The sequence below is a fragment of the Acinetobacter soli genome (genome assembly GCF_018139125.1).
Taxonomy (GTDB): Bacteria; Pseudomonadota; Gammaproteobacteria; order Pseudomonadales; family Moraxellaceae; genus Acinetobacter; species Acinetobacter soli.
On record NZ_CP073241.1, the window covers coordinates 3,182,683 to 3,205,742 of the forward strand.

Below are 23,060 nucleotides of genomic sequence, written 5' to 3' on the forward strand. Positions count from 1 at the left end.
TAGGATAGGAACACTATGGCGAGTTCTGCGCTCATTTTTGGTATTTTAATTAATGTTGCCATTTTATTGGTATTTTTTCGATTTCTCATCCAGTTGACCGGGGTTACTCCCTATAATCCTGTGGTTTTATCTACCGTTAAAGCCACCAAAATTGTAGATATTTTTAGCCGTATTTTCCCAACGGTTGCCAAAGGCCGCGTGAACCTTGCAGCGATTGCGCTGTTGGTTGTGCTGTATTTACTTAAGATTTTTGGTGTGATGTATCTTTCGGGTGCAATGCCAAATAGTCCGATTCATTTACTGATTCTGACTTTTGTCACCATGATTCAGGATTTAATCCGTTTTTGTCGTTACCTGATTTTTGCTACGATTATTTTGAGCTGGGTGGTGATGTTTACCCAGTCTCGCTCGCCTTATATCGAAGTGATTCAAGAGCTTGCCGAACCTTTACTAGCACCTTTTCGCCGGTTATTGCCAAACATGGGTATGATTGATTTATCGCCTATTTTGGCCTTTTTGGCGTTGTATATTGCTGAAATTCTGATGAATGAAGTGGCTAAAGTTCTTCTGACCGGACTATAAGTTGCTTTAAAAAAAGGCCGATTTGATCGGCCTTTTTTTATGGAACATGCTTAATGGGCTTCTTCCCAGTTTAAACCTTTACCGACTTCCACCAGTAAAGGAACCGAAATATCGACCACCGATTGCATGGTGGCTGCAAGCTGTGGTGCAAGCTGGTCTGCAACTGCCGCATCGACTTCAAAAACCAGTTCATCGTGTACTTGAAGCAGTAACTTGGCTTGATCTTTTGGCAGCATTTTATCGACTTTAATCATCGCCAATTTAATAATATCGGCAGCACTGCCTTGCAGCGGCGCATTAATTGCGGCGCGCTCGGCACCTTTACGTACCATCATGTTGCGTGCATCGATATCTGGCGTATATAAGCGTCGTCCTAAAATGGTTTCGACAAAACCTTGCTCCAGTGCAATCTGGCGCGTACGCTGCATGTATTCATAAATACCCGGGTAGCGCTGGAAATATTGCTTGATGTAATTTTGCGATTCTTCACGAGTGAATCCCAATTGACGAATCAAACCAAATTCAGACATACCATAGAGCAGGCCAAAATTGACGGCCTTGGCTTGTCGGCGCTGATCATTGGTGACGTCTTCCAGTGCGATGTTGAGTACTTCTGCTGCGGTACGTCGATGTACGTCCTGACCATTTTTAAACGCGTCAAGTAAGGCGTCATCCTGAGAAAAGTGCGCCATTAAACGCAATTCAATCTGTGAGTAATCGGCAGCCAACAATACTCGGCCTTCAGGTGCAATGAAGGCTTTACGAATTTGACGACCAATTTCACCGCGAATTGGAATATTTTGTAGGTTCGGATCAGACGATGACAAACGGCCTGTCGCAGTCAAGGCCTGATGATAACTGGTATGAACCCGATGCGTTTCGTTATGAGACTGCTCGACCAAACGGTCGGTATACGTGTTTTTGAGTTTAGAAAGCGTGCGGTGTTCTAAAATCACCTCAGCAATCGGATGTTCAACTTTTTCCAAAATGCTTTCACTGGTACTGTGTTGTCCGGTGGCCGTTTTTTTGCCGCCTTTAAGCCCCATCTTATCGAACAGGATTTCACCCACCTGTTTGGGTGAGCTGACATTAAAGCTTTCACCAGCCAGTTCGATGGCCTGATCTTCAAGCCCTTGAATGGTGTTTGTGAATTCCCCACTTAACCGACCCAGAAAGTCATGGTCAAGTTTAATGCCTGCTTCTTCCATTCCTGCTAAAATACGTGCTACAGGGACTTCAATCTGGTACAAAAGCTGTTCAAGTTCTGGACTCTGTTTGAGTTTTTGCGCCAGTACCTCATAGAGTCGGTAGGTGACATGCGCATCTTCTGCGGCATAATGCGCAGCCACTTCAAGATCAATCTGATTAAAAGTTTTTTGTTTGGCGCCTTTACCTGCAATTTGCTCAAAGGTGGTGGTGAGGTGACTTAAATAGACCCGTGCCACATCATCCATGCCATGTCGTGTTGCGACCGAGTTCAGCACATAAGAGGCCAGCATGGTATCGAAGTACCAGCCTTTAAGTTCAATGCCATGATTCGCAAAGATATGTGCATCATACTTAAGATGATGGCCAATTTTACCAACCTGTTCATCTTCTAAAATGGGTTTAAGCTGAGCCAGTACCTGCTCACGGTTCAATTGTTCAGGTGCGTGTTCATAGTCATGAGCCAATGGCACGTAGTAGGCGTCTTGTGCATCAAACGCCACAGAGAAGCCCACCATTTGTGCTACACGATAATCTAAACTGGTGGTTTCAGTGTCGATTGCAAAGTGCTTTTCGCTCTGGAAGCGTTGCAATAAGGCATCCCAAGCAGCTTGTGTTAGCACTGTATGATAATTTGCCGTGCCAAGTTGATCATCTTCACTGGTCAGGCTGGCCTGATCTTCAGTTTCAATCGCAGGTGCAGTATGTATCTTTTCAATTTCTTGACTGGCTGCTTTGTAGCTGCTGCTTACCGGATTATTGGGATGATCTAGCGACTGTAACTGGTTTCTAAATTCAAGCTCGGTGTATAAATTGCGCAAACTTTCCACATGCGGTTCGCGTAATTGTAAGTCGTCCCAAGTCAGTGCAATATCGAGATCACACACAATACTGGCCAACTGATGGTCAATCGCAATACCATCTGCATGTTCCTTGATGTTTTGCCCGACTTTTCCCTTAATCTTGTCGACATTTTCCAAGATACCGCCAATCGAGCCATATTCTGTAAGTAATTTGGCTGCGGTTTTTGCGCCTACGCCCGGTACCCCCATAATGCCATCTGAGGCATCGCCCATCAGGGTGAGGTAGTCAATAATCTGATTTGGCCAAACACCAAACTTCTCAAATACACCCTGAATATCCATAGGTTTGTCTTTGAAGCTGTCTTCAAGCGTGACTTTTTCAGTCACAAGCTGTGCCATGTCTTTGTCGCCCGTCGAAATCAGAACCTGATGTCCTTCCTTTTCAGCGCGTTTGGCCAGTGTTCCAATCACATCGTCGGCTTCTGCACCCGGGAGCATATACAGCGGAATTCCCAAGGCCTTAATCAAGGCATGCAAATAAGGGATTTGCTGTGCGAGTTCCTCCGGCATGCTTGGACGATCACCTTTATAAATTGGCGAAAGTTCGTGACGAAATGTCGGTTCAGGAGTATCAAAAATCACAGCCATGTGCGTCGGCTGGGTACGACGCATTAACTTTTGAATGGCGGAAATGGCACCACGAATGGCATTGGTCTGAAGGCCTGTTGACGTGGTCAAGGGGGGGAGTGCATGAAACGCACGAAACAAAAAGTATGAGCCATCAACCAAGACAAATGGTGGCATTGAACATTTCCTCACAAATAATTGGCTCTTATTCTACGTGAAAAAGCATCAAAATGCTGAGATTCACTTTTACGGTTGTTTTGTATGTCTAAATATACGCTCAAGACATCATGGTTTAAAATGAGAGTTCAATCCATGTGTTTGTTTTTTTGATCATGTATAAAAACGATAAACAAAAGATCAGCATTATCGTGCTCATGCTGGGCGTGAGCACAGTGATGAGCTATGTACTTCACGCGACAGATCTAGCGGTTGTGCTGGGTACATTGATGCTGTTTGTGCTGATGTATTATCTCAATCGTTTAGACAAACGCCTTCAGCAGCTTGAGCAGCGCCATGCGGTTGCCTTTTCAGTCACATCTATGCGTGGTTGGCACTCTGGTGTTTGGCTGGGTGTATTGATCGCACTGATCGGTGGGTTTATTGGCGTTGTATGGATGCCAATCCTTGGTGCCGTGATCGGACTGTGGAGCTTGTTGCAGATGTTTAATGCTCTGACGGAGCGTTTAAATCACATTGAATCTCTCACATCGATACAGCACACAGATCGTCAGGTTTCTGATACAGCGTTCGATCGCCTAAAGACCGATCCATCAATTTCATCTTCTTCATCTGCACTCTCGACCTCGGCGCATCCCATTCAGGATGCGCAGTCACAACATACGCTACAGCCGCAGAATGTATTTTTATCTGAAGTCGCGCCATCGACTAATGCAGTATTAGCTCAGACCAAAACTTCAAATGCAGCAACATGGTGGCAGCCTGTTCAACACTGGTTATTGCACGGTAATCCAATTTTGCGTGTCGCGATTGTGGTGCTGATGATCGGGGTCGTGCTGTTGCTTCGTTTTGCCAGTGAGCACTGGCAATTAAGTTTGAGTGCGAAATTGCTGGCCATTGCACTAACGGGTGGTGCGGCGACAGTGCTTGGATTTTACTTGCGTCATAAAAATGCACTGTTTGCAGTGGCTTTACAAGGTGCAGGCCTTGCCATCATTTTCTTAACCTTGGTATTTGCGCATCACTTTGAGGTTATTGAAGAGCTGATGACCGCTAGCCTGTGTTTCGCAGTCTTACTGCTAATCACCATCGCCCTAAGTCTCTTTCAAAATGCACTGTATTTATCGATACTGGCACTGTCGATGGCCTATCTTGCGCCTCTTTTGATTCCACAGTACCACCCAGAGAGTGTGTTTTTACTCAGTTATTATTTGGTCATCAACCTTGCGGTTGCGGCGATTAATTTTGTCAAACCATGGAAGCTGCTTCATCAATTGGCTTTTGTGGCCACGGGTCTGATCGCGGGAAGTTACATCAGTGTATATGCCAAGCCCGAGCAGTATGCGGTTTTAGATCAAATTCTCTGGCTGCATATCGGATTATTTATCTGGCTTAGCATACGTTATAGTCAATTAATTAAAAAAGAATATCTAAGTCTTAAAGCACATAATCAGTTTGTGTTGCCGCCGTTAATAGATGTAGGGCTGATTTTTAGTGTGCCTATTCTGGGTTTTTCAATGCATGCGGTCTTGATGCAGCAGTCAAGTACGGCACTGACATTGGGAGCACTGGCACTCGGTGTGACCTATAGCGGACTCGCGTGGTGGATCAAGCAAAAACAATCAGAATTGTCGGTACTGGCCAAAAGCTTTTTTATTTTGGCAGTGGCCTTTATTTCTTTAATTTTTCCACTCTGGAAAGGTGCGCACTGGAGTGCCGTAGGTTGGGTGGTTCAGGGGGCTGCACTGATTGTGTGGGGCGTGACTGAGCGTTATTCTGTTAGTCGTTATTTAGGTTGTGTTTTGGTATTTTTAAGTTCTTTGGCACTATTTGATCAGTTTTGGTCTGTTCAGGGATTTCCGACGTTAAGCACCACCATTTATGCAATTGCCCAGTTTGTTGCTGCCTACTTTTTGTTTCAATTTGCCGAGCAGCAAAAACAACCGCCTATTTTGGCCAGTCTCTTTTTGGCTTTGGGGCTTTACGCTGGCGCATTGGCTGGTGTACACGCCTTGGCATGGCAATCGAGTGGTTTAAGTCCATATTTAGCGATCAGCGCGCTGTTGTTGTTTGGATTTGCTCGTTTTGTCGCGGCCAGAAAACAAAACACCAGCCATACGGCAGAACTCATTTTAGCTACGGTCTTACTGTTACTCAGCTACGTAGAACTGGTTAACTATGGTTTGTTTGCAAGTTTTAAATGGCTGAACTTGATTCAGCAGTTGAATTTTGTGGTGGCACAAGGGTTCGTGTTGTTGTTTTTACGTACCACGCGTTACGCTGACGCTTCCTTAATCATGCAGCACGTTGCTGCTTCGGTGGTCTGGTTAGCACTTGCAGCACTCGGTCCAGTGCTGTGGCCAGCAGAAGCTATTTTATCTTTGGCACTCGCTCCGGTGGTGTATGCAATGGTCTGTATGTCTCGGGGTACTTCAGGTGTAATGCAGTATCCTGCGGTATGGTGCATCACTTGGATTTGGCTCATTGTGGTGAGTTTGCAGCAAGCGCCATTTACCGCGTATCAATTGCCTGTGTTGAATCCGGTAGATGGATTGTCATTGATGGTACTGACGGCTTTACTCTGGGCAATTTACCGAAAAGAATTTTTGCCTCAACAGCATGGCTTAGAGTGGGCGAGTAAAGTCATAAGCATTTTAATGGCTCTTTTGGTACTCAGTAGTATCGTGGTGCGTGCATTACATGTCTATCTGGGAACACCGCTTTGGGGGATATCGATCTGGTCGAATGGTGCAGTACAACTGAGCCTGACTTTGCTGTGGGTCATTTTGGCCTTTGTGTTGATGACTTTTTCCAGCCAAAGACACATTCGTCAGATCTGGTTTGTCGGTGCAGCCTTACTGGGAATTGTGGTGATCAAACTGGTCAGTCTGGATTTGTCACAAAGTGGCACCTTAACTCGAGTGGTTTCGTTTATTGGTGCTGGAGGTGTGATGTTGGTCATTGCTTATCTGGCGCCTTTACCGCCTGTCAGCAAAATAGCAGATAAAAACGATACTTAGAGGGGCTAAATTTTATCTTATGTGCGCGTGAGTTGAGTCTGCCGATATATCGTGATATGAGACGTTTAGAGTTTTTAATATCTGCTAGTCAAACGATGGGCCAATGATTTTTAGGACGTAGGGTTGAGATGAGTGGTGTGCCAATCCGTTGTAGGTGGCACACCGTAAACAAAATGGTTGTTAGTTTAAGTTAAGCTTTAGGTTCACGCTTAAGTGATTCTTTATTGGCATATTGATCGATTTCATCTTCGTTTAGCGCGCTAATGGGTGGGCGATCAACAAAGCCCATTTTGGGTACTGGAATTTCAATTTGGTTTTCTAAAAAGCCATTGCGGATGCGTTCTTGCAATTCATCACGTGATTTTAAGAAAAATTCCTGCCTGCACCATACGGTAAATAAAAGCTCGATTGAAGATTCACGAAAAGCGGTAACGGTCACCTCAGGTTTCGGTTCATCTAGAGCCAATGGGTATTTAGATGCCACATCCAACAATACCTTGCGAACTTTCATGATGTCTTCTTGGAAGTTGATGGCTAATGTAATGGGAATTCGTCGAATCGGATACTTTGACAGATTCATTACGGGTGCACGAATCAGTTGCTCATTTGGCAAACGTACATATACATTATCTAAAGTGAGCAGTTTGACCGACAGTAAATCGATTGAAATGACTTCGCCTTCAATGGTTTGACCACGTATTAGCGTAATCTGAATGGTGTCACCTACCTCAAAAGAGCCTTCACCAATCAGGAATAGTCCACTAATCAAGTTACTAGCCGAAGTTTGTGAGGCAAAACCCAGCGCTACGGTAAGAATCCCTGCTGCGCCTAAAAATACACTGAGCTTAAAGCCCGCTTCTTTTAGGCTGGCCATCACAAAGATTAAGAAAATAAAATAAAAAATCCCGCGTCGCCACACCATGCTTTGATGGGCATTAAAACGATGCCCAATGGTACGAATAAAGGTATTCGAGACCAGTCGGGCAATGATAAACCCGATTAAACACAGTACCAGTGCAACCAGCAATTCGCTCAGACGGTCCAGATTGATATTGGTAAAAATCCCTTTAAGACTCACGGCAACATCTTTGGGGATATTGGAATCAGCCATACTACGTCCTAGAAAAATGAATCAAACATATTAAACAATGCACCACCCGGTGAACGCGGTGGATGTACATAAATGACTTCACCGGCCAAAGGTGGCGTCCGGTTTTCAATCCGAATACGCGGTGGCTTGTCGTAGCCTTCATGCAAAACTTTAATTTGTGAGGTCCATAAGCGCTGTGTACTTTCACTGTAAAATAGAGGCAATGCAGCCACGGGGACATTCATCCGATCAAATCGCAATTGCTGACTGCTGGTGTTGTGGAATTCGACAGGGGTTACGGCACGAAAGGCGCGTGGCTTGAGTTGGTTGATATCGGTACGCCCATCCACTGCGGTGGCATAACAGATTTCACCATTACGACGATCTGGGCCAAACCAAGTATCTTTAGGCTGAATCACTGGAAGATCAAACAATGGTTCACGCTGACCCTCGACAAAGCCTGCGATCCAAAGTGGCGTACTGATATATAAAGTACCGCGCTGGCCTGCCGGAATATAAATTGGATCGACTGGCTTAATCACCACAGAACGATCAGCAAGGCGTGGCATTAACTGAAAGGTTTCATGGGTTTTTTTAAACATGTAGCGTTCAATTTTACGCGGCTGTGGGCAGGCAAAATTGGTATCGGTAATTGAATGCCAGTTTTGTTCGTAATCGTATTGATATTGCGGACGATGATATTCCAGCCGCCATTCATTGATCCCACGCGTCAATCGAAAAAGCAGAGAACCAAATTGCCAAGCTTTGACTTGGTGTAATTCAAATGTATGCTCGCCCCACCATTTTAAATGTGGGGATGCAAGCTCCTGAAGGTCGTGTTGTTGAGTCAAGTCGAAAAAATCCTCTGCTGAGTTTATCTAAAACGGACTTCACGCTGTCATACGCTTAGAGTACACTCAAAACTATCTTTATGATCATTATAAATTTGTGATGCAAATACTCAAACAAATACAAATTCCTTATAGTTTTGCAAAACGTCATGGTGTCTTGTTGAGATACGACGGTGATCAGGTTTTTATTGTTCGAAAACAAACAACCGCATGGATTGCATTACAAGAAGCACGCCGAATCGTGGGCAGGGCGGCACAATATGAACTCTGTGACGAGCAAAAGTTTAATGCCTTGCTCAGTTCTAGCTATGCTGGAGATCGTGGAGAGTCGCAGCAGGTCGCTGCAGGGCTAGAAGATCATCCTGACTTATTGAGTCTGGCCGATCAAGTACCCGAAGCAGAAGATTTGATGGATCAGGAGGATGATGCTCCGATTGTTCGTCTGATCAATGCCTTACTGTCAGAAGCAATTCGCGTCAATGCATCGGATATTCATATCGAGGCATTTGAGAAAAAGCTTTCCGTGCGGTTGCGTGTCGATGGTCAATTACGTGAAATTGTGCAGCCGCGCCGTGAACTGGCACCACTGTTGGTGTCACGGATTAAAGTAATGGCTAAGCTGGATATTGCTGAAAAACGTATACCTCAAGATGGCCGTATTTCTTTGCGTTTAGCTGGCCGTGAGGTCGATGTGCGTGTCTCGACTTTGCCGTCATCGCATGGTGAGCGGGTAGTGATGCGATTGCTCGATAAGCAGGCCGGTCGTTTAAATATGACACATTTGGGGTTGATGCCCGAAGATTATGAGCGTCTGGATTATTTGGTCCATCGTCCACATGGGATTATTTTGGTCACGGGGCCTACAGGTTCAGGAAAAACCACGACACTTTACGCGGCTCTATCTGATTTAAATGACAATACTCGAAATATTCTAACGGCTGAAGATCCAATCGAATATCAGCTAGAGGGGATTGGTCAGACGCAGGTGAACAACAAAGTCGACATGACATTCGCGCGTGCCTTAAAGGCCATGTTACGGCAAGATCCAGACGTGGTCATGGTCGGTGAGATTCGTGATCTTGAAACGGCTGAAATTGCAGTTCAAGCCTCACTGACGGGTCACTTGGTTTTATCTACCTTGCACACCAATACGGCCATTGGCGCCGTGACCCGTTTAAAAGATATGGGAATTGAACCCTTTTTATTGTCGAGTTCATTAATTGGTGTGATTGCACAGCGACTGGTTCGAACTTTATGTTCGCACTGCGCTACATGGCGCGAGGCAGACGACTTCGAACGGCAAATTTTTCAAAATGTACAATCTGATCGAACGCATCTTCAATTACCAGAAGCTCAAGGGTGTGAACATTGCTCCTATCTTGGATTTACTGGTCGAACAGCCATTTATGAAATTGTCCCTATCGATGAACATATTCGCCGTCTAATACATGGCAATGCTGCCGAATTTGAACTAGAAGCCTATGCACGTCGTAGCGCAGGTTCAATCCGAGACGATGGACTCAAAAAAGTACTGGCGGGTAAAACCACGCTCGAAGAAGTACTTCGTGTGACCAATCAAGCTGAAGAATAAAAAAAGCACCTCAATGGAGGTGCTTTTTTACAAACTGCTCAATCAATTAAGCATCGGTAACAATATTGAAATCGACATCAATGTTATTACGTGTTGCATTTGAGTATGGGCAGACAATATGCGCAGCATCGACCAGTTTTTTCGCTTCATCTGCGTCCATGCCTGGTAAGTGAACATGAAGTTTGACTTCAATACCAAATCCAGTTGGGATCGGACCAATACCAACGTCGCCTTCAACTGAAGCGTCTTTTGGAATATTGAATTTGTCACGGTTGGCAACAAACTTCATGGCGCCAAGGAAACATGCAGAATAGCCAGCTGCAAAAAGTTGTTCTGGGTTGGTACCACCACCTGCACCGCCCATTTCTTTAGGCACGGTCAGTTTTACATCCAAGATATTGTCTGAAGATGTTGCTCGACCATCACGGCCACCGGTTGCTTTAGCGTGTGCTGTGTATACAACTTTTTCTAATGACATTTTTAAACCACCTTTAATTTGTGTACAAATATATCGTACACGATATAAATAGGTGTGCAAGAGGTTTTTTTGTAATCAAATGCATTTATTTGCTGATATTTGTACGAAGTGCTTCGAGCTGAGACTTAAGCTGCATCAATTCATCTAAATCACATGCACTGGCTTGGGCGAGCTGATGTGGGATGTCTAGCGCCTGTGATTTAAGCTGTGCGCCTTGATCTGTGAGTGAAATAATCACTTGACGCTCATCGCGCTTTGATCGCTGGCGTGTGAGGAGTTGTAACGATTCGAGTTTTTTTAACAGGGGTGTCAGGGTAGACGATTCTAAAAACAATTGTGCACCAATATCCGATACCGTTATATGATCCTTTTCCCAAAGCACCAGCATGACTAAATACTGTGGGTAGGTGAGTCCGAGGGGGGCCAGTAACTTACGATATAACTGATGCAGCGCCAAATTGGTTGAATAAATCAAAAAACACAATTGATTATCAAGATGTAAAATAGAACTGTCTTGCTGCATAAAGGCCTCATGAGTCATTTGGCAAGTCTCAAGTATAGCCTTGTTTTCGCTATAACGACCAGTTAAGCGATGGCTTAGAAAGAAATGAATTAAAACTGGATGAGCTTGCGATGCTGCATTAAGGGCATTGATTCACGAATCTGCTGCTGCTCAGCACTGTCAAAATCAATTGTGATTAATCCAGCACCATCGTTTTGAATAATATCCAGCAGTTGTCCGCGACTATTCGCCGCAGCAGTGTGTCCCCAAGTTTGACGTTTTTCACCATGCCAGCCTTGTTGCGCGGCACCGAGTATATGGCATTGTGTATCCATTGCACGTGCTTGCAACAAGAGCTGCCAATGCATCTGACCCGTGGTATAGGTAAATGCAGCAGGTGCAGTTAATATCTGTGCATTTTGGGCACGCAAAGTTAATGCAAGTTCGGGGAAACGTAAGTCATAGCACACCATTAAACCAATATGTCCAAATGGTGTATTGACGACAACAGGCTGATCACCCGGTTCAAAAAACTTTGACTCCTGATAACCACCCACCGCGTCGCCAACCTGAACATCAAATAGATGAATTTTGTCGTAGCGTGCTTCTGTACCTTCGGGGCTAATACATAAGCTTGATGTTCTGACACGACCATCCCGAATCACACTACCATCTGGGCGAAACGGACAAGGTAATGTACCTGCAACAATCCAGATGTTGTGTCGATGAGCCAGTTGTTCCAACTGGGCTTGTATCGATTCAAATTGAGCAGCAGTTTCACGTTGTTTGCCGGCAGCAAAACAAATGAAATTTTCCGGAAAAACAATTAACTCAGCCTGTTTGGCTTTACTTTCCTCAATCAGAGATTCAACGATACAGAAATTTGCTCCAATATCGTTTTGAGAATTCATTTGTGCAACAGAAAGTAAAGTCATGAGGTATAAGTCCGTTTAGGCGTCAAGCATTTTGCTTTGTGCAGGCCTGATCCAGAGTATCTTGTTCTTTTTGTAGTTGTTTCACAAGCGGCTCAAACATATTTTGGTTGTTTTCGTTGAGTCGCATTAGGGTTTTGTGCGCATCTAATACCGTGGTCAACATGGCATTATGAGTGATATGTTCTTCGGTGAGTTCCAACGTGCATACGTTTGGATCGCCGCAATAATTCAAGATGACAAAAACCTGCCCAAGCCCCATGCTGTTGGCCAAGGTACTGATATCTGGGTTGGTCGACAGCATAACTGCCTGAATGTGGTGCGTTTGCTTAAGTTTAAGACCCAGCTTTGCCAGAATGCCGAGAACTGTGCTGTCAATAAATGTCGTTCGGGTAAGATCTACGATCGCACCAACGACATTTTTCTGCTGTTCAATTCGGTTTAAAAGTTTATCAAGACTGATGCAAGATTGAGCACGCACTTCACCAATAAGTTTGAAAATATGCGTTCCATCTAAACTTGCATATTCAACATGACCTGTTGACATATAAATGCCATTTTCAGAGAAGGATAGCAAAATTATCACATAGGGTGAATCGATACTCAAGTGCTTGACAGTCGCATAATGATTTCAAAAGAATTAACCTATTGTTTTTTAAATTAATTCATTCTACACAAGCTTAAAATAGCAATGTCGTCTGCAACATGATCGGGTGCTTTGAATGATTGTTTTTGCAAATGATCGAGGAGTTGGGAAAACTGTTCATTCAATCCACCATCAAAAGGCTCAAGTGCACCGTCCGAGCAAACAATAAAACGTGTATGACGACTTAATGTACATTCATGTTCTTCAAAATCCAGCTCATCAGTCAGCCCTAAAGGGAAACTGCTGGTGGTTAAAATTTTTGGTGGTTGATCGGGTTCAAAAATAATCGGCGGTGGATAATGACCAGCACTTGACCAGCGAATCTGATGCGTTTGCAGATTTAAAATACCCGCCACAATCGTAATATGTTTTTCGATATTCTCTTGTAACAGCATTCCATTTAGTTTTTTCAGCAATTGACGAGGTGTTTTTGAGCGGCCGTGAAATGCAGCCATCCAAGAAGTCAGTAGACTGCTGGTCACACCATGGCCTGAAACGTCAGCCAAATAAAACAAGACTTCTTTGTCATTGAGCTTCCAGTAATCGTACCAGTCTCCAGACAAATACGCAGAAGGCTGAAAAAAAGCTTCAATCTTGTAATCTAGTAAGTCAATTGGATTGGGGAGTAATTTTTTTTGTAATTCAGCAGCAGCGGGCAGATCACGACTGTCTTGGTTACGTTTATATTTGGCATCAATTTTCAATAATGCTTCATTCGAGTTTTCAGGCAGACTTCCCCAGATCCAGCCTGCTAGGGCACCCATTTCCCATGCTTGTGAAAGCGCGGCACCTTCATGTTCAAATCCAAGTACAATCGTTGGTAACGACCACTGATAGTGTAGATAATCCTGCACATCAGCAATCGCGATAATCGTTGGATCGTAAAGGTCGATATCTTCTATGTGAATCACTTGTAGATCGGGCAACGCCTGAAGCGTTTCGTCTAAATTATAAATAGAACGAGTCGGTTGAATGAGATACATAGAGGATTGAACACTGCCTTTACAAGAAAACCGTATTTACCATAGTAGTAGATGTACTATAGAAAACAAAAGATTGCTAGAAGATGTCACATCCAGATAGCAATCTTCTTATTGGAAATAACGTTAGGGTTGTGGTGTGTCGCTGTCGTCTGACCCGTCATCATCGGTATCCACAAAATTAATTTGTTCAGACGAGTTTCCTTTCTTCTCTGCAATCTGGAAATTTTTACGTTGCAAATACAAGTCGCGAATTAGAGCGTACTTATCACCTTGTAAAATTTGTTCGATATCGAGCACTTGAGCACGTGTGTCAATTGCTTGCAGCACGTTAGTAGACCAATACAAACCATCTTGATCGTCCATAATATATTTTTGTGGACGAGCCTGACTGTCTGCTGCTAAGCCAACAGTATCACGTAATGTACTTGGCCCAAAAAACGGCAACATTAAGAATGGACCAGACGGGACACCATAATAACCCAGCGTGACGCCAAAGCTTTCTTCTTCAGGTGGTAGTCCAAGTCGACGTGCAGGGTCTGCCAGACCAAGCGTAGTTAAGGTGTTAATTGTAAAACGTCCTAATGTTTTTGCCGCACGGGTTGGTCTGCCTTGAATCAGCTGATTGACTGCATTCCAAGGTTCGCCTAGGTTTTTTCTAAACTGACGATATGAACCTCTCACATCTTCAGGTGTTTTAGCCACATATTGTACGGCCACAGGGCGGATTACATTACGATCTAAATAATCATTAAAAGCATAAAACTGACGGTTTAAGGGCTGTAAAGGATCTTTCACTTCATCGGGCTGAGATGCTTTTGCATTTACCTTAAAGTCACTGGCTTTAACATTTTTTAATTCAGACTTGAGATTACGTAAAGATTGAAAGTGAGTTGATGATTGCGTAGAGGGTTCTACATCGGCTTGCATACTGTCAGAAGCCACAGCGTTGGCATTAGTATTTTGCTCCGCGGTGTCTTGGGCAAACACATAACCAGATAGACCTGCCGACAAGAGACCAGCAAAAAAAAGTTTTGAATAATGCATAGAATTCCTTAACCACCATCTCGAAGGTGAAAGCTTATATGATTTTAAATAAGATCATTTTTATTTAACAGTTTCCTTATAGCTACTATTAAAGCAAAAAAACTTTAAAAAAGGCATAAAAAAAGCAAAAAAGAACAAAAACTGTTCGCTTGAAAAAAAAGAAAGGCGAAAGGGGTTGTAAAGGAATGGGGATGGTGTAGAATGCACATCCATCGGCGGTGATGCAGATAGAAACTTGTTGAAAAACAGTAACTTGGCTTGAGTGGTTGGGTTATGGGTTTGGAGATAAAGTTTTAAAAATATCGAAATTACTTGTTGACTTTGAAGAGATTTAGAGTAACATAGCCGACCTAGCTTGATGATGACGAATCATCGAGAAGATCATTAAGAGAATAGAAGAACAACTTGTGTGGATTTTTACTGGTTGATTAATCGATATATATTATCATTGATTGATTGGTTTAAATTACTCGAAGTTTATTTGAGCGAAATTTAAGTCAGGAAATTGATGAGCCAGAATTGGCACCTTGTCTATAAATAAGGTGCAAAATGATTTTAACTGAAGAGTTTGATCATGGCTCAGATTGAACGCTGGCGGCAGGCTTAACACATGCAAGTCGAGCGGAGTGATGGTGCTTGCACTATCACTTAGCGGCGGACGGGTGAGTAATGCTTAGGAATCTGCCTATTAGTGGGGGACAACATCTCGAAAGGGATGCTAATACCGCATACGTCCTACGGGAGAAAGCAGGGGATCACTTGTGACCTTGCGCTAATAGATGAGCCTAAGTCGGATTAGCTAGTTGGTGGGGTAAAGGCCTACCAAGGCGACGATCTGTAGCGGGTCTGAGAGGATGATCCGCCACACTGGGACTGAGACACGGCCCAGACTCCTACGGGAGGCAGCAGTGGGGAATATTGGACAATGGGGGGAACCCTGATCCAGCCATGCCGCGTGTGTGAAGAAGGCCTTATGGTTGTAAAGCACTTTAAGCGAGGAGGAGGCTCTTTTGGTTAATACCCAAGATGAGTGGACGTTACTCGCAGAATAAGCACCGGCTAACTCTGTGCCAGCAGCCGCGGTAATACAGAGGGTGCAAGCGTTAATCGGATTTACTGGGCGTAAAGCGCGCGTAGGCGGCCAATTAAGTCAAATGTGAAATCCCCGAGCTTAACTTGGGAATTGCATTCGATACTGGTTGGCTAGAGTGTGGGAGAGGATGGTAGAATTCCAGGTGTAGCGGTGAAATGCGTAGAGATCTGGAGGAATACCGATGGCGAAGGCAGCCATCTGGCCTAACACTGACGCTGAGGTGCGAAAGCATGGGGAGCAAACAGGATTAGATACCCTGGTAGTCCATGCCGTAAACGATGTCTACTAGCCGTTGGGGCCTTTGAGGCTTTAGTGGCGCAGCTAACGCGATAAGTAGACCGCCTGGGGAGTACGGTCGCAAGACTAAAACTCAAATGAATTGACGGGGGCCCGCACAAGCGGTGGAGCATGTGGTTTAATTCGATGCAACGCGAAGAACCTTACCTGGCCTTGACATAGTAGAAACTTTCCAGAGATGGATTGGTGCCTTCGGGAATCTACATACAGGTGCTGCATGGCTGTCGTCAGCTCGTGTCGTGAGATGTTGGGTTAAGTCCCGCAACGAGCGCAACCCTTTTCCTTACTTGCCAGCATTTCGGATGGGAACTTTAAGGATACTGCCAGTGACAAACTGGAGGAAGGCGGGGACGACGTCAAGTCATCATGGCCCTTACGGCCAGGGCTACACACGTGCTACAATGGTCGGTACAAAGGGTTGCTACCTAGCGATAGGATGCTAATCTCAAAAAGCCGATCGTAGTCCGGATTGGAGTCTGCAACTCGACTCCATGAAGTCGGAATCGCTAGTAATCGCGGATCAGAATGCCGCGGTGAATACGTTCCGGGCCTTGTACACACCGCCCGTCACACCATGGGAGTTTGTTGCACCAGAAGTAGCTAGCCTAACTGCAAAGAGGGCGGTTACCACGGTGTGGCCGATGACTGGGGTGAAGTCGTAACAAGGTAGCCGTAGGGGAACCTGCGGCTGGATCACCTCCTTAACGAAAGATTGATTGGCCGGTAAGAATCCACAACAAGTTGTTCTTCTAAGATGTATCTGAGGGTCTGTAGCTCAGTTGGTTAGAGCACACGCTTGATAAGCGTGGGGTCACAAGTTCAAGTCTTGTCAGACCCACCAAGTCTACGGCAGAAAGATACATTAATGATATAAGCTGGGGACTTAGCTTAGTTGGTAGAGCGCCTGCTTTGCACGCAGGAGGTCAGGAGTTCGACTCTCCTAGTCTCCACCACGTACTTTAAAGAGTACGGCTAAGGTGTAGATTATAGAACTTAGTAAAAAGAAGGTCTTGAGATCTTATTTTATTAAGTTCTGTGATTTATCACAGTTTAGTGTGATCTGACGAAGACACATTAATTCATTAACAGATTGGAAAATATTGAGTCTGAAATAAATTGTTCAAACTCGATTAAATAAGAAGCTAACAAGCAATTGTTAGGTGACTATTTAATCCGAGAACTAGCAAATTAACTGAATCAAGCGTTTTGGTATATGAATTTAGATTGAAGCTGTACGGTGATTCAATTCACAGTACTTCAAACTGTAATGTTGATAATGCTACTTGTAGGCATTAGCGACTGTTTGGGGTTGTATAGTCAAGTAATTAAGTGCATGTGGTGGATGCCTTGGCAGTCAGAGGCGATGAAAGACGTGATAGCCTGCGAAAAGCTCCGGGGAGGCGGCAAATATCCTTTGATCCGGAGATGTCTGAATGGGGAAACCCACTTATCATAAGATAGGTATTGCATGATGAATACATAGTCATGCAAGGCGAACGAGGAAGTGAAACATCTCAGTACCCTTAGGAAAAGAAATCAATTGAGATTCCCTTAGTAGCGGCGAGCGAAAGGGGAACAGCCCATTAAGTTGTGTGTGTTCTAGTGGAACGCTCTGGGAAGTGCGAACGTAGAGGGTGATATTCCCGTACACGAAAGGGCACACGCAATGATGACGAGTAGGGCGAGGCACGTGAAACCTTGTCTGAATATGGGGGGACCATCCTCCAAGGCTAAATACTCCTGACTGACCGATAGTGAACCAGTACCGTGAGGGAAAGGCGAAAAGAACCCCTGTGAGGGGAGTGAAATAGATCCTGAAACCGCATGCATACAAGCAGTGGGAGCCGACATGTTCGGTGACTGCGTACCTTTGTATAATGGGTCAGCGACTTATATTCAGTAGCAAGGTTAACCGCATAGGGAGCCGTAGGGAAACCGAGTCTTAATAGGGCGTATAGTTGCTGGGTATAGACCCGAAACCAGGCGATCTATCCATGAGCAGGTTGAAGGTTGGGTAACACTAACTGGAGGACCGAACCCACTGTCGTTGAAAAGCCAGGGGATGACTTGTGGATAGGGGTGAAAGGCTAATCAAGCCTGGTGATAGCTGGTTCTCCCGAAAGCTATTTAGGTAGCGCCTCGGACGAATACCATAGGGGGTAGAGCACTGTTTCGGCTAGGGGGTCATCCCGACTTACCAAACCGATGCAAACTCCGAATACCTATGAGTACTATCCGGGAGACAGACTGCGGGTGCTAACGTCCGTAGTCAAGAGGAAAACAATCCAGACCGCCAGCTAAGGCCCCAAAATCATAGTTAAGTGGGAAACGATGTGGGAAGGCATAGACAGCTAGGAGGTTGGCTTAGAAGCAGCCACCCTTTAAAGAAAGCGTAATAGCTCACTAGTCGAGTCGGCCTGCGCGGAAGATGTAACGGGGCTAAAACTATGTGCCGAAGCTGCGGATGTAACTTTAAGTTACGTGGTAGGGGAGCGTTCTGTAAGCCGATGAAGGTGGATTGAGAAGTCTGCTGGAGGTATCAGAAGTGCGAATGCTGACGTGAGTAACGACAAAACGGGTGAAAAACCCGTTCGCCGAAAGACCAAGGGTTCCAGTCCAACGTTAATCGGGGCTGGGTGAGTCGACCCCTAAGGCGAGGCCGAAAGGCGTAGTCGATGGGAAATTGGTTAATATTCCAATACTTCTGTGTAATGCGATGAGAGGACGGAGAAGGTTAGGTCAGCCTGGCGTTGGTTGTCCAGGTGGAAGACAGTAGGCATGCATCTTAGGCAAATCCGGGGTGCTCTATGCTGAGAGTCGATAGCAAGCTAGTTTACTAGCGAAGTGGCTGATACCATACTTCCAAGAAAAGTCTCTAAGCTTCAGTTACACAGGAATCGTACCCGAAACCGACACAGGTGGTCAGGTCGAGTAGACCAAGGCGCTTGAGAGAACTCTGCTGAAGGAACTAGGCAAAATGGTACCGTAACTTCGGGAGAAGGTACGCTGTTGATGGTGATGGGACTTGCTCCCTGAGCGATTGACAGCCGCAGAAACCAGGCCGCTGCAACTGTTTATTAAAAACATAGCACTCTGCAAACACGAAAGTGGACGTATAGGGTGTGATGCCTGCCCGGTGCTGGAAGGTTAATTGATGGGGTTAGCGTAAGCGAAGCTCTTGATCGAAGCCCCAGTAAACGGCGGCCGTAACTATAACGGTCCTAAGGTAGCGAAATTCCTTGTCGGGTAAGTTCCGACCTGCACGAATGGCATAATGATGGCGGCGCTGTCTCCAGCAGAGGCTCAGTGAAATCGAAATCGCTGTGAAGATGCAGTGTACCCGCGGCTAGACGGAAAGACCCCGTGAACCTTTACTGCAGCTTGACATTGAACTTTGACCTTACTTGTGTAGGATAGGTGGGAGGCTTTGAAGATGGGACGCCAGTTCCATTGGAGCCATCCTTGAAATACCACCCTGGTAATGTTGAGGTTCTAACTCTGCCCCGTAATCCGGGGCGAGGACCATGTCTGGTGGGTAGTTTGACTGGGGCGGTCTCCTCCTAAAGAGTAACGGAGGAGTACGAAGGTGCGCTCAGCGTGGTCGGAAATCACGCGTAGAGTATAAAGGCAAAAGCGCGCTTAACTGCGAGACCCACAAGTCGAGCAGGTACGAAAGTAGGTCTTAGTGATCCGGTGGTTCTGTATGGAAGGGCCATCGCTCAACGGATAAAAGGTACTCTGGGGATAACAGGCTGATACCGCCCAAGAGTTCATATCGACGGCGGTGTTTGGCACCTCGATGTCGGCTCATCTCATCCTGGGGCTGAAGCAGGTCCCAAGGGTATGGCTGTTCGCCATTTAAAGAGGTACGCGAGCTGGGTTTAGAACGTCGTGAGACAGTTCGGTCCCTATCTACCGTGGGCGCTGGAAATTTGAGAGGATCTGCTCCTAGTACGAGAGGACCAGAGTGGACGAACCTCTGGTGTACCGGTTGTGACGCCAGTCGCATCGCCGGGTAGCTATGTTCGGAAGGGATAACCGCTGAAAGCATCTAAGCGGGAAGCCTACCTCAAGATAAGATTTCCTAGGAATTTATTCCTCTAAAGAGCCGTTCAAGACTAGGACGTTGATAGGTTGGATGTGGAAGCATAGTGATATGTGAAGCTGACCAATACTAATTGCTCGTGAGGCTTGACTATACAACACCCAAACAGTTGTTGTATCAAGATAAATTCGATACGAATACTTGATTTAGTGAAAGCTAGAACATAAAATACCGACTCAATATTCCAATCCGTTAAACTCATTTGGTACAAAGTACGGCACACGCTGTGAGATACAATCCACAGTCTAAGTAAGACTCGAAAATGTCCATAAACAGTTTGCTGGCGACAATAGCAAGAGTGAACCACCTGATCCCTTCCCGAACTCAGAAGTGAAACCTCTTCGCGCTGATGGTAGTGTGGCGTTAGCCATGTGAGAGTAAGTCATCGCCAGCTTTTAAATACGAAAGCCCCCTTAACATACGTTAAGGGGGCTTTTTTATGCCTGAAAATAAGTGCCTGACATATATGAGTAGATAAGGTGTGTGATCATTTTTTATTGTTTATGAGATAAACTAGCTTAAGTTCGCGTGTTAATCTGAATAACTTTTATTCATTTTGTATAATTCATCATCTATTTTTTACAAATTAATTGTTTCTCAAACATTTTTTTTTGTAGGATAAAGTTAATTCCTATGCTATAACTTCAATATCGGCACATTTTTTGCTTTATGTAACTCGTTATTGGGATGTTGCTTTATGAAGTTATCAGTTGGATTGAAAGTTGCGAATTCTTTATCGCTTACCCCTCAATTACAACAGGCAATACGTCTACTGCAATTATCAAGCTTGGAACTCGAACAAGAAATCCAAATCCAGCTCGACAGTAATCCTTTATTGGAAAAAATAGAAGAAGAGAGTACTGCAGAAAGTCTTTCTCATGCTGAAAATCAAGAAAGTACCGATCTGACACAAAATCTTAATGCAGATCATTTACCTGACGATTTACCAGTAGATACCGATTGGGATGATATCTATACCCATCAGTCAACTGCACTAGCGTCACCTGAATATGAAGAGCGTGAGGATAATCGACAAGCCGAACATACTTTAAAAGAACATATTTTAGAGCAAGTTAATTTACTCCACTTTTCAACGATTGATCGCTTGATTGCCTATTGCATTGTAGATTGTTTGGATGAAAAGGGATTTCTCGATGCTGCAATTGATGAAGTGATTGAAGCGGCACAACATCTGCTGTCTGAAGCAGGTATGAGTGAAGAAATCGAAGCGGATGAAGTCGTTGTGGTGCTCAAACATATTCAACGTCTCGATCCGGTGGGTGTCGGTGCTAAAAATCTTGCTGAATGTCTTAAAATTCAGTTGGATGTCTTGGATCCAAACACTCCATTACGTAATGAAGGATTATGTTTATTAAAATATTACGAACTTTTGGTCAGTAACGATTTAAATAAGCTTTTGAAATACACCGGCTTGTCTATGGTGCAAGTTAAAGCCGTGATTGAGTTTTTAAAAACCTTAAAACCTTATCCAGGTTTGAGTTTTGAGTCGCAAGAGTCTGACTATCAGATTCCGGATGTTGTGGTGTGTAAAAAAGATCAATCATGGCAAGTACAGTTGAATCCAGACATCATGCCTAAATTACGCATCAATTCATTTTATTCGAATATGATCCGTAGGGCAGATCAAAGCGACGATAATATTTATCTTCGTAATCAGATGCTCGAAGCTAAAAATTTTATTAAAAGCATTGATGAGCGTCATAAGACGCTGTTAAAAGTGGCGATGTGTATTGTGCAGCATCAGCGTAGCTTTTTTGAAATTGGCCCAGAGGGCATGAAACCTTTGGTTTTACGTGATGTAGCCGAAGAGGTTGAATTACATGAATCAACAGTTTCACGAGTGACGACCAATAAATATATGCTGACACCACGTGGTTTGTTTGAATTGAAATATTTCTTTTCAAGTCATGTTGGTACCACATCTGGAGGCGAATGTTCATCAACTGCGATTCGTGCCAGAATAAAAAAAATGGTCGCTGCTGAAAATCCACGTAAGCCCTTGTCAGATAATGCGATTGCCAATTTACTCAAGGATGAGGGGATTGATGTGGCGCGTAGAACGGTGGCGAAATATCGTGAATCGTTACATATTGCATCATCGTCTGAGAGAAAAGTCTTGATCTGATCTAAAAAATCTGACTATCCTACTGGTTCATTGTTGCAAAACAATGAATCTTTTTTATTTAAGGAATGGTTGAAATGACTTATTGACGTGCTTCAAACTTTTATTGTCTTAAGTTCATTTTGCGAACATGAATATCCTGATAGAAGGTGAGGGATAAAATTATGCAGATAACAATTCGTGGACATCATTTAACTATCACACCTGCCATTGAAAACGATATTAAATCTAAATTTGGTCAAATGACAAAACATTTAGATCAAGTGAATAGCATGCAGGTGAAACTTTCAAAAGATCATCAAATCGATAAACGAACTCACAAAGGCAGTTCGAATCATATCGCTGAAGCGATAGTACGCTTACCTGGTATAGAGCTTTTTGCACAGGCCTCTGCTGACGATATGTATACCTCGATAAAAAAACTCTCAGAAAAATTAAAACGGCAATTGCAAAAGCATCGTAAAATACAATGCTCTTATCAGCAAGTTGTTGTTCCTGTTTGATTTTTTTAAATAGTAAGAGGCTGGTCTCCAGCCTCTTTTTTTATGAACAAAATGTAGTTTACTACTGAATTATCTTCATGATTTATAGTAGAATGACGGGTTTTTACACCCAAGGTTGTATAAGAGGTCTCGCAATGAATAATGAACAGCTTACACAAATTTTACAAGATGCATTTCCCGCGGCGGAAGTAGTAGTAAGTGGACAAGCTGGAAAATTTGACCTCCGTATCGTGGATGATCAATTTGAAGGAAAACGTACGGTTGCACGTCAGCAAGCGGTTTATGCACCTTTGAACTCTTATATTGCCAGTGGTGAAGTTCACGCAGTCACAATTCGTGCGATGACCAAAGACGAATGGCGCAAAGCAAGTCTATTCGGAGCTTAAT

The 23,060-nt window shown here is 44.3% G+C and carries 15 protein-coding genes, 2 tRNA genes and 3 rRNA genes; 11 read left to right on the forward strand and 9 right to left on the reverse strand.

Features of this window, described 5'->3' with window-relative positions:
* The first annotated feature begins 15 nt into the window (after positions 1-15).
* Entirely contained in the window at positions 16-582 is a 567-nt protein-coding gene (locus tag KCV09_RS14710) for a YggT family protein (RefSeq protein ID WP_004940437.1), read from the forward strand.
* A 50-nt stretch (positions 583-632) separates the two neighbouring features.
* Here KCV09_RS14710 and polA read toward each other — a convergent pair whose 3' ends face one another.
* Entirely contained in the window at positions 633-3,395 is a 2,763-nt protein-coding gene (polA, locus tag KCV09_RS14715) for a DNA polymerase I (RefSeq protein ID WP_212515310.1), read from the reverse strand.
* Positions 3,396-3,550: 155 nt separating this feature from the next.
* On the opposite strand from polA, the gene KCV09_RS14720 reads away from it, so the two are divergent.
* Positions 3,551-6,415, forward strand: a complete 2,865-nt coding sequence (locus KCV09_RS14720; protein ID WP_212515311.1) for a DUF2339 domain-containing protein — start codon at positions 3,551-3,553, stop codon at positions 6,413-6,415.
* Between the two features lie 190 nt (positions 6,416-6,605).
* On the opposite strand, the gene KCV09_RS14725 is transcribed toward KCV09_RS14720, so the two are convergent.
* Together KCV09_RS14725 and KCV09_RS14730 are read right to left on the reverse strand one after the other, a co-directional pair.
* The gene (locus KCV09_RS14725) at positions 6,606-7,526 is read right to left on the reverse strand and encodes a mechanosensitive ion channel family protein (protein WP_004940428.1); all 921 of its coding nucleotides are present in this window, start codon (positions 7,524-7,526) and stop codon (positions 6,606-6,608) included.
* A gap of 8 nt (positions 7,527-7,534) precedes the next feature.
* Positions 7,535-8,356 (reverse strand): hypothetical protein, encoded by an 822-nt coding sequence (locus KCV09_RS14730; protein WP_004940426.1) that lies wholly within the window; start codon positions 8,354-8,356, stop codon positions 7,535-7,537.
* Positions 8,357-8,456: 100 nt separating this feature from the next.
* Here KCV09_RS14730 and gspE point away from each other — a divergent pair, with 100 nt between their 5' ends.
* Complete coding sequence (gene gspE / locus KCV09_RS14735) at positions 8,457-9,947, forward strand: type II secretion system ATPase GspE (protein ID WP_004945428.1); 1,491 nt, start codon at positions 8,457-8,459, stop codon at positions 9,945-9,947.
* Positions 9,948-9,993: 46 nt separating this feature from the next.
* Here the strand turns inward: gspE and KCV09_RS14740 are convergent, their stop codons facing one another.
* From KCV09_RS14740 to KCV09_RS14765, 6 genes are all read right to left on the reverse strand, one after another.
* A complete protein-coding gene (locus KCV09_RS14740) occupies positions 9,994-10,425 on the reverse strand; it encodes an organic hydroperoxide resistance protein (RefSeq protein ID WP_004940419.1) in 432 nt (143 codons plus the stop codon).
* Between the two features lie 85 nt (positions 10,426-10,510).
* Entirely contained in the window at positions 10,511-10,948 is a 438-nt protein-coding gene (locus KCV09_RS14745) for a MarR family winged helix-turn-helix transcriptional regulator (RefSeq protein WP_004940417.1), read from the reverse strand.
* Between the two features lie 89 nt (positions 10,949-11,037).
* A complete protein-coding gene (locus KCV09_RS14750; RefSeq protein ID WP_151814887.1) occupies positions 11,038-11,862 on the reverse strand; it encodes a carbon-nitrogen hydrolase family protein in 825 nt (274 codons plus the stop codon).
* A 22-nt stretch (positions 11,863-11,884) separates the two neighbouring features.
* Positions 11,885-12,406 (reverse strand): anti-anti-sigma factor GigB, encoded by a 522-nt coding sequence (gene gigB, locus KCV09_RS14755; RefSeq protein WP_004940412.1) that lies wholly within the window; start codon positions 12,404-12,406, stop codon positions 11,885-11,887.
* A gap of 113 nt (positions 12,407-12,519) precedes the next feature.
* Positions 12,520-13,488 carry an RsbU family protein phosphatase GigA gene (gene gigA, locus KCV09_RS14760; RefSeq protein ID WP_055415602.1) on the reverse strand — a complete coding sequence of 323 codons (969 nt, stop codon included), beginning with the start codon at positions 13,486-13,488 and terminating at the stop codon, positions 12,520-12,522.
* 123 nt (positions 13,489-13,611) lie between these two features.
* Positions 13,612-14,415: an MlaA family lipoprotein gene (locus KCV09_RS14765; RefSeq protein ID WP_162897613.1), complete on the reverse strand. Its 804-nt coding sequence runs from the start codon at positions 14,413-14,415 to the stop codon at positions 13,612-13,614.
* A gap of 673 nt (positions 14,416-15,088) precedes the next feature.
* Here KCV09_RS14765 and KCV09_RS14770 point away from each other — a divergent pair.
* The 8 genes from KCV09_RS14770 (at position 15,089) to ibaG (ending at position 23,059) form a co-directional block, all read left to right on the forward strand.
* Positions 15,089-16,626, forward strand: a 16S ribosomal RNA gene (locus KCV09_RS14770).
* A 60-nt stretch (positions 16,627-16,686) separates the two neighbouring features.
* A tRNA-Ile gene (locus tag KCV09_RS14775) sits at positions 16,687-16,763 on the forward strand.
* 36 nt (positions 16,764-16,799) lie between these two features.
* Positions 16,800-16,875 (forward strand) — tRNA-Ala (locus tag KCV09_RS14780).
* Between the two features lie 362 nt (positions 16,876-17,237).
* Positions 17,238-20,121, forward strand: a 23S ribosomal RNA gene (locus KCV09_RS14785).
* 185 nt (positions 20,122-20,306) lie between these two features.
* A 5S ribosomal RNA gene (gene rrf / locus KCV09_RS14790) occupies positions 20,307-20,421 on the forward strand.
* Together the 16S, 23S and 5S rRNA genes with 2 tRNA genes alongside form the textbook arrangement of a ribosomal RNA operon.
* Positions 20,422-20,724: 303 nt before the next feature.
* On the forward strand, positions 20,725-22,173 hold the full coding sequence (locus tag KCV09_RS14795; protein WP_212515312.1) for an RNA polymerase factor sigma-54: 1,449 nt from the start codon (positions 20,725-20,727) through the stop codon (positions 22,171-22,173).
* 161 nt (positions 22,174-22,334) lie between these two features.
* Positions 22,335-22,673, forward strand: a complete 339-nt coding sequence (gene hpf, locus KCV09_RS14800) for a ribosome hibernation-promoting factor, HPF/YfiA family (RefSeq protein ID WP_004934846.1) — start codon at positions 22,335-22,337, stop codon at positions 22,671-22,673.
* Between the two features lie 134 nt (positions 22,674-22,807).
* Positions 22,808-23,059, forward strand: a complete 252-nt coding sequence (ibaG, locus tag KCV09_RS14805; protein WP_004934849.1) for a BolA family iron metabolism protein IbaG — start codon at positions 22,808-22,810, stop codon at positions 23,057-23,059.
* Position 23,060: the final 1 nt, after the last annotated feature.

Coding starts and splice junctions, on each gene's coding strand:
- gspE (WP_004945428.1), top strand. CDS start 8,457: ATGCAAATACTCAAACAAATACAAATTCCTTATAGTTTTGCAAAACGT.
- KCV09_RS14745 (WP_004940417.1), bottom strand. CDS start 10,948: ATGCAGCAAGACAGTTCTATTTTACATCTTGATAATCAATTGTGTTTT.
- KCV09_RS14795 (WP_212515312.1), top strand. CDS start 20,725: ATGAAGTTATCAGTTGGATTGAAAGTTGCGAATTCTTTATCGCTTACC.
- hpf (WP_004934846.1), top strand. CDS start 22,335: ATGCAGATAACAATTCGTGGACATCATTTAACTATCACACCTGCCATT.
- ibaG (WP_004934849.1), top strand. CDS start 22,808: ATGAATAATGAACAGCTTACACAAATTTTACAAGATGCATTTCCCGCG.
- gigA (WP_055415602.1), bottom strand. CDS start 13,488: ATGTATCTCATTCAACCGACTCGTTCTATTTATAATTTAGACGAAACG.
- polA (WP_212515310.1), bottom strand. CDS start 3,395: ATGCCACCATTTGTCTTGGTTGATGGCTCATACTTTTTGTTTCGTGCG.
- KCV09_RS14725 (WP_004940428.1), bottom strand. CDS start 7,526: ATGGCTGATTCCAATATCCCCAAAGATGTTGCCGTGAGTCTTAAAGGG.
- gigB (WP_004940412.1), bottom strand. CDS start 12,406: ATGTCAACAGGTCATGTTGAATATGCAAGTTTAGATGGAACGCATATT.
- KCV09_RS14765 (WP_162897613.1), bottom strand. CDS start 14,415: ATGCAAGCCGATGTAGAACCCTCTACGCAATCATCAACTCACTTTCAA.
- KCV09_RS14740 (WP_004940419.1), bottom strand. CDS start 10,425: ATGTCATTAGAAAAAGTTGTATACACAGCACACGCTAAAGCAACCGGT.
- KCV09_RS14750 (WP_151814887.1), bottom strand. CDS start 11,862: ATGACTTTACTTTCTGTTGCACAAATGAATTCTCAAAACGATATTGGA.
- KCV09_RS14720 (WP_212515311.1), top strand. CDS start 3,551: ATGTATAAAAACGATAAACAAAAGATCAGCATTATCGTGCTCATGCTG.
- KCV09_RS14710 (WP_004940437.1), top strand. CDS start 16: ATGGCGAGTTCTGCGCTCATTTTTGGTATTTTAATTAATGTTGCCATT.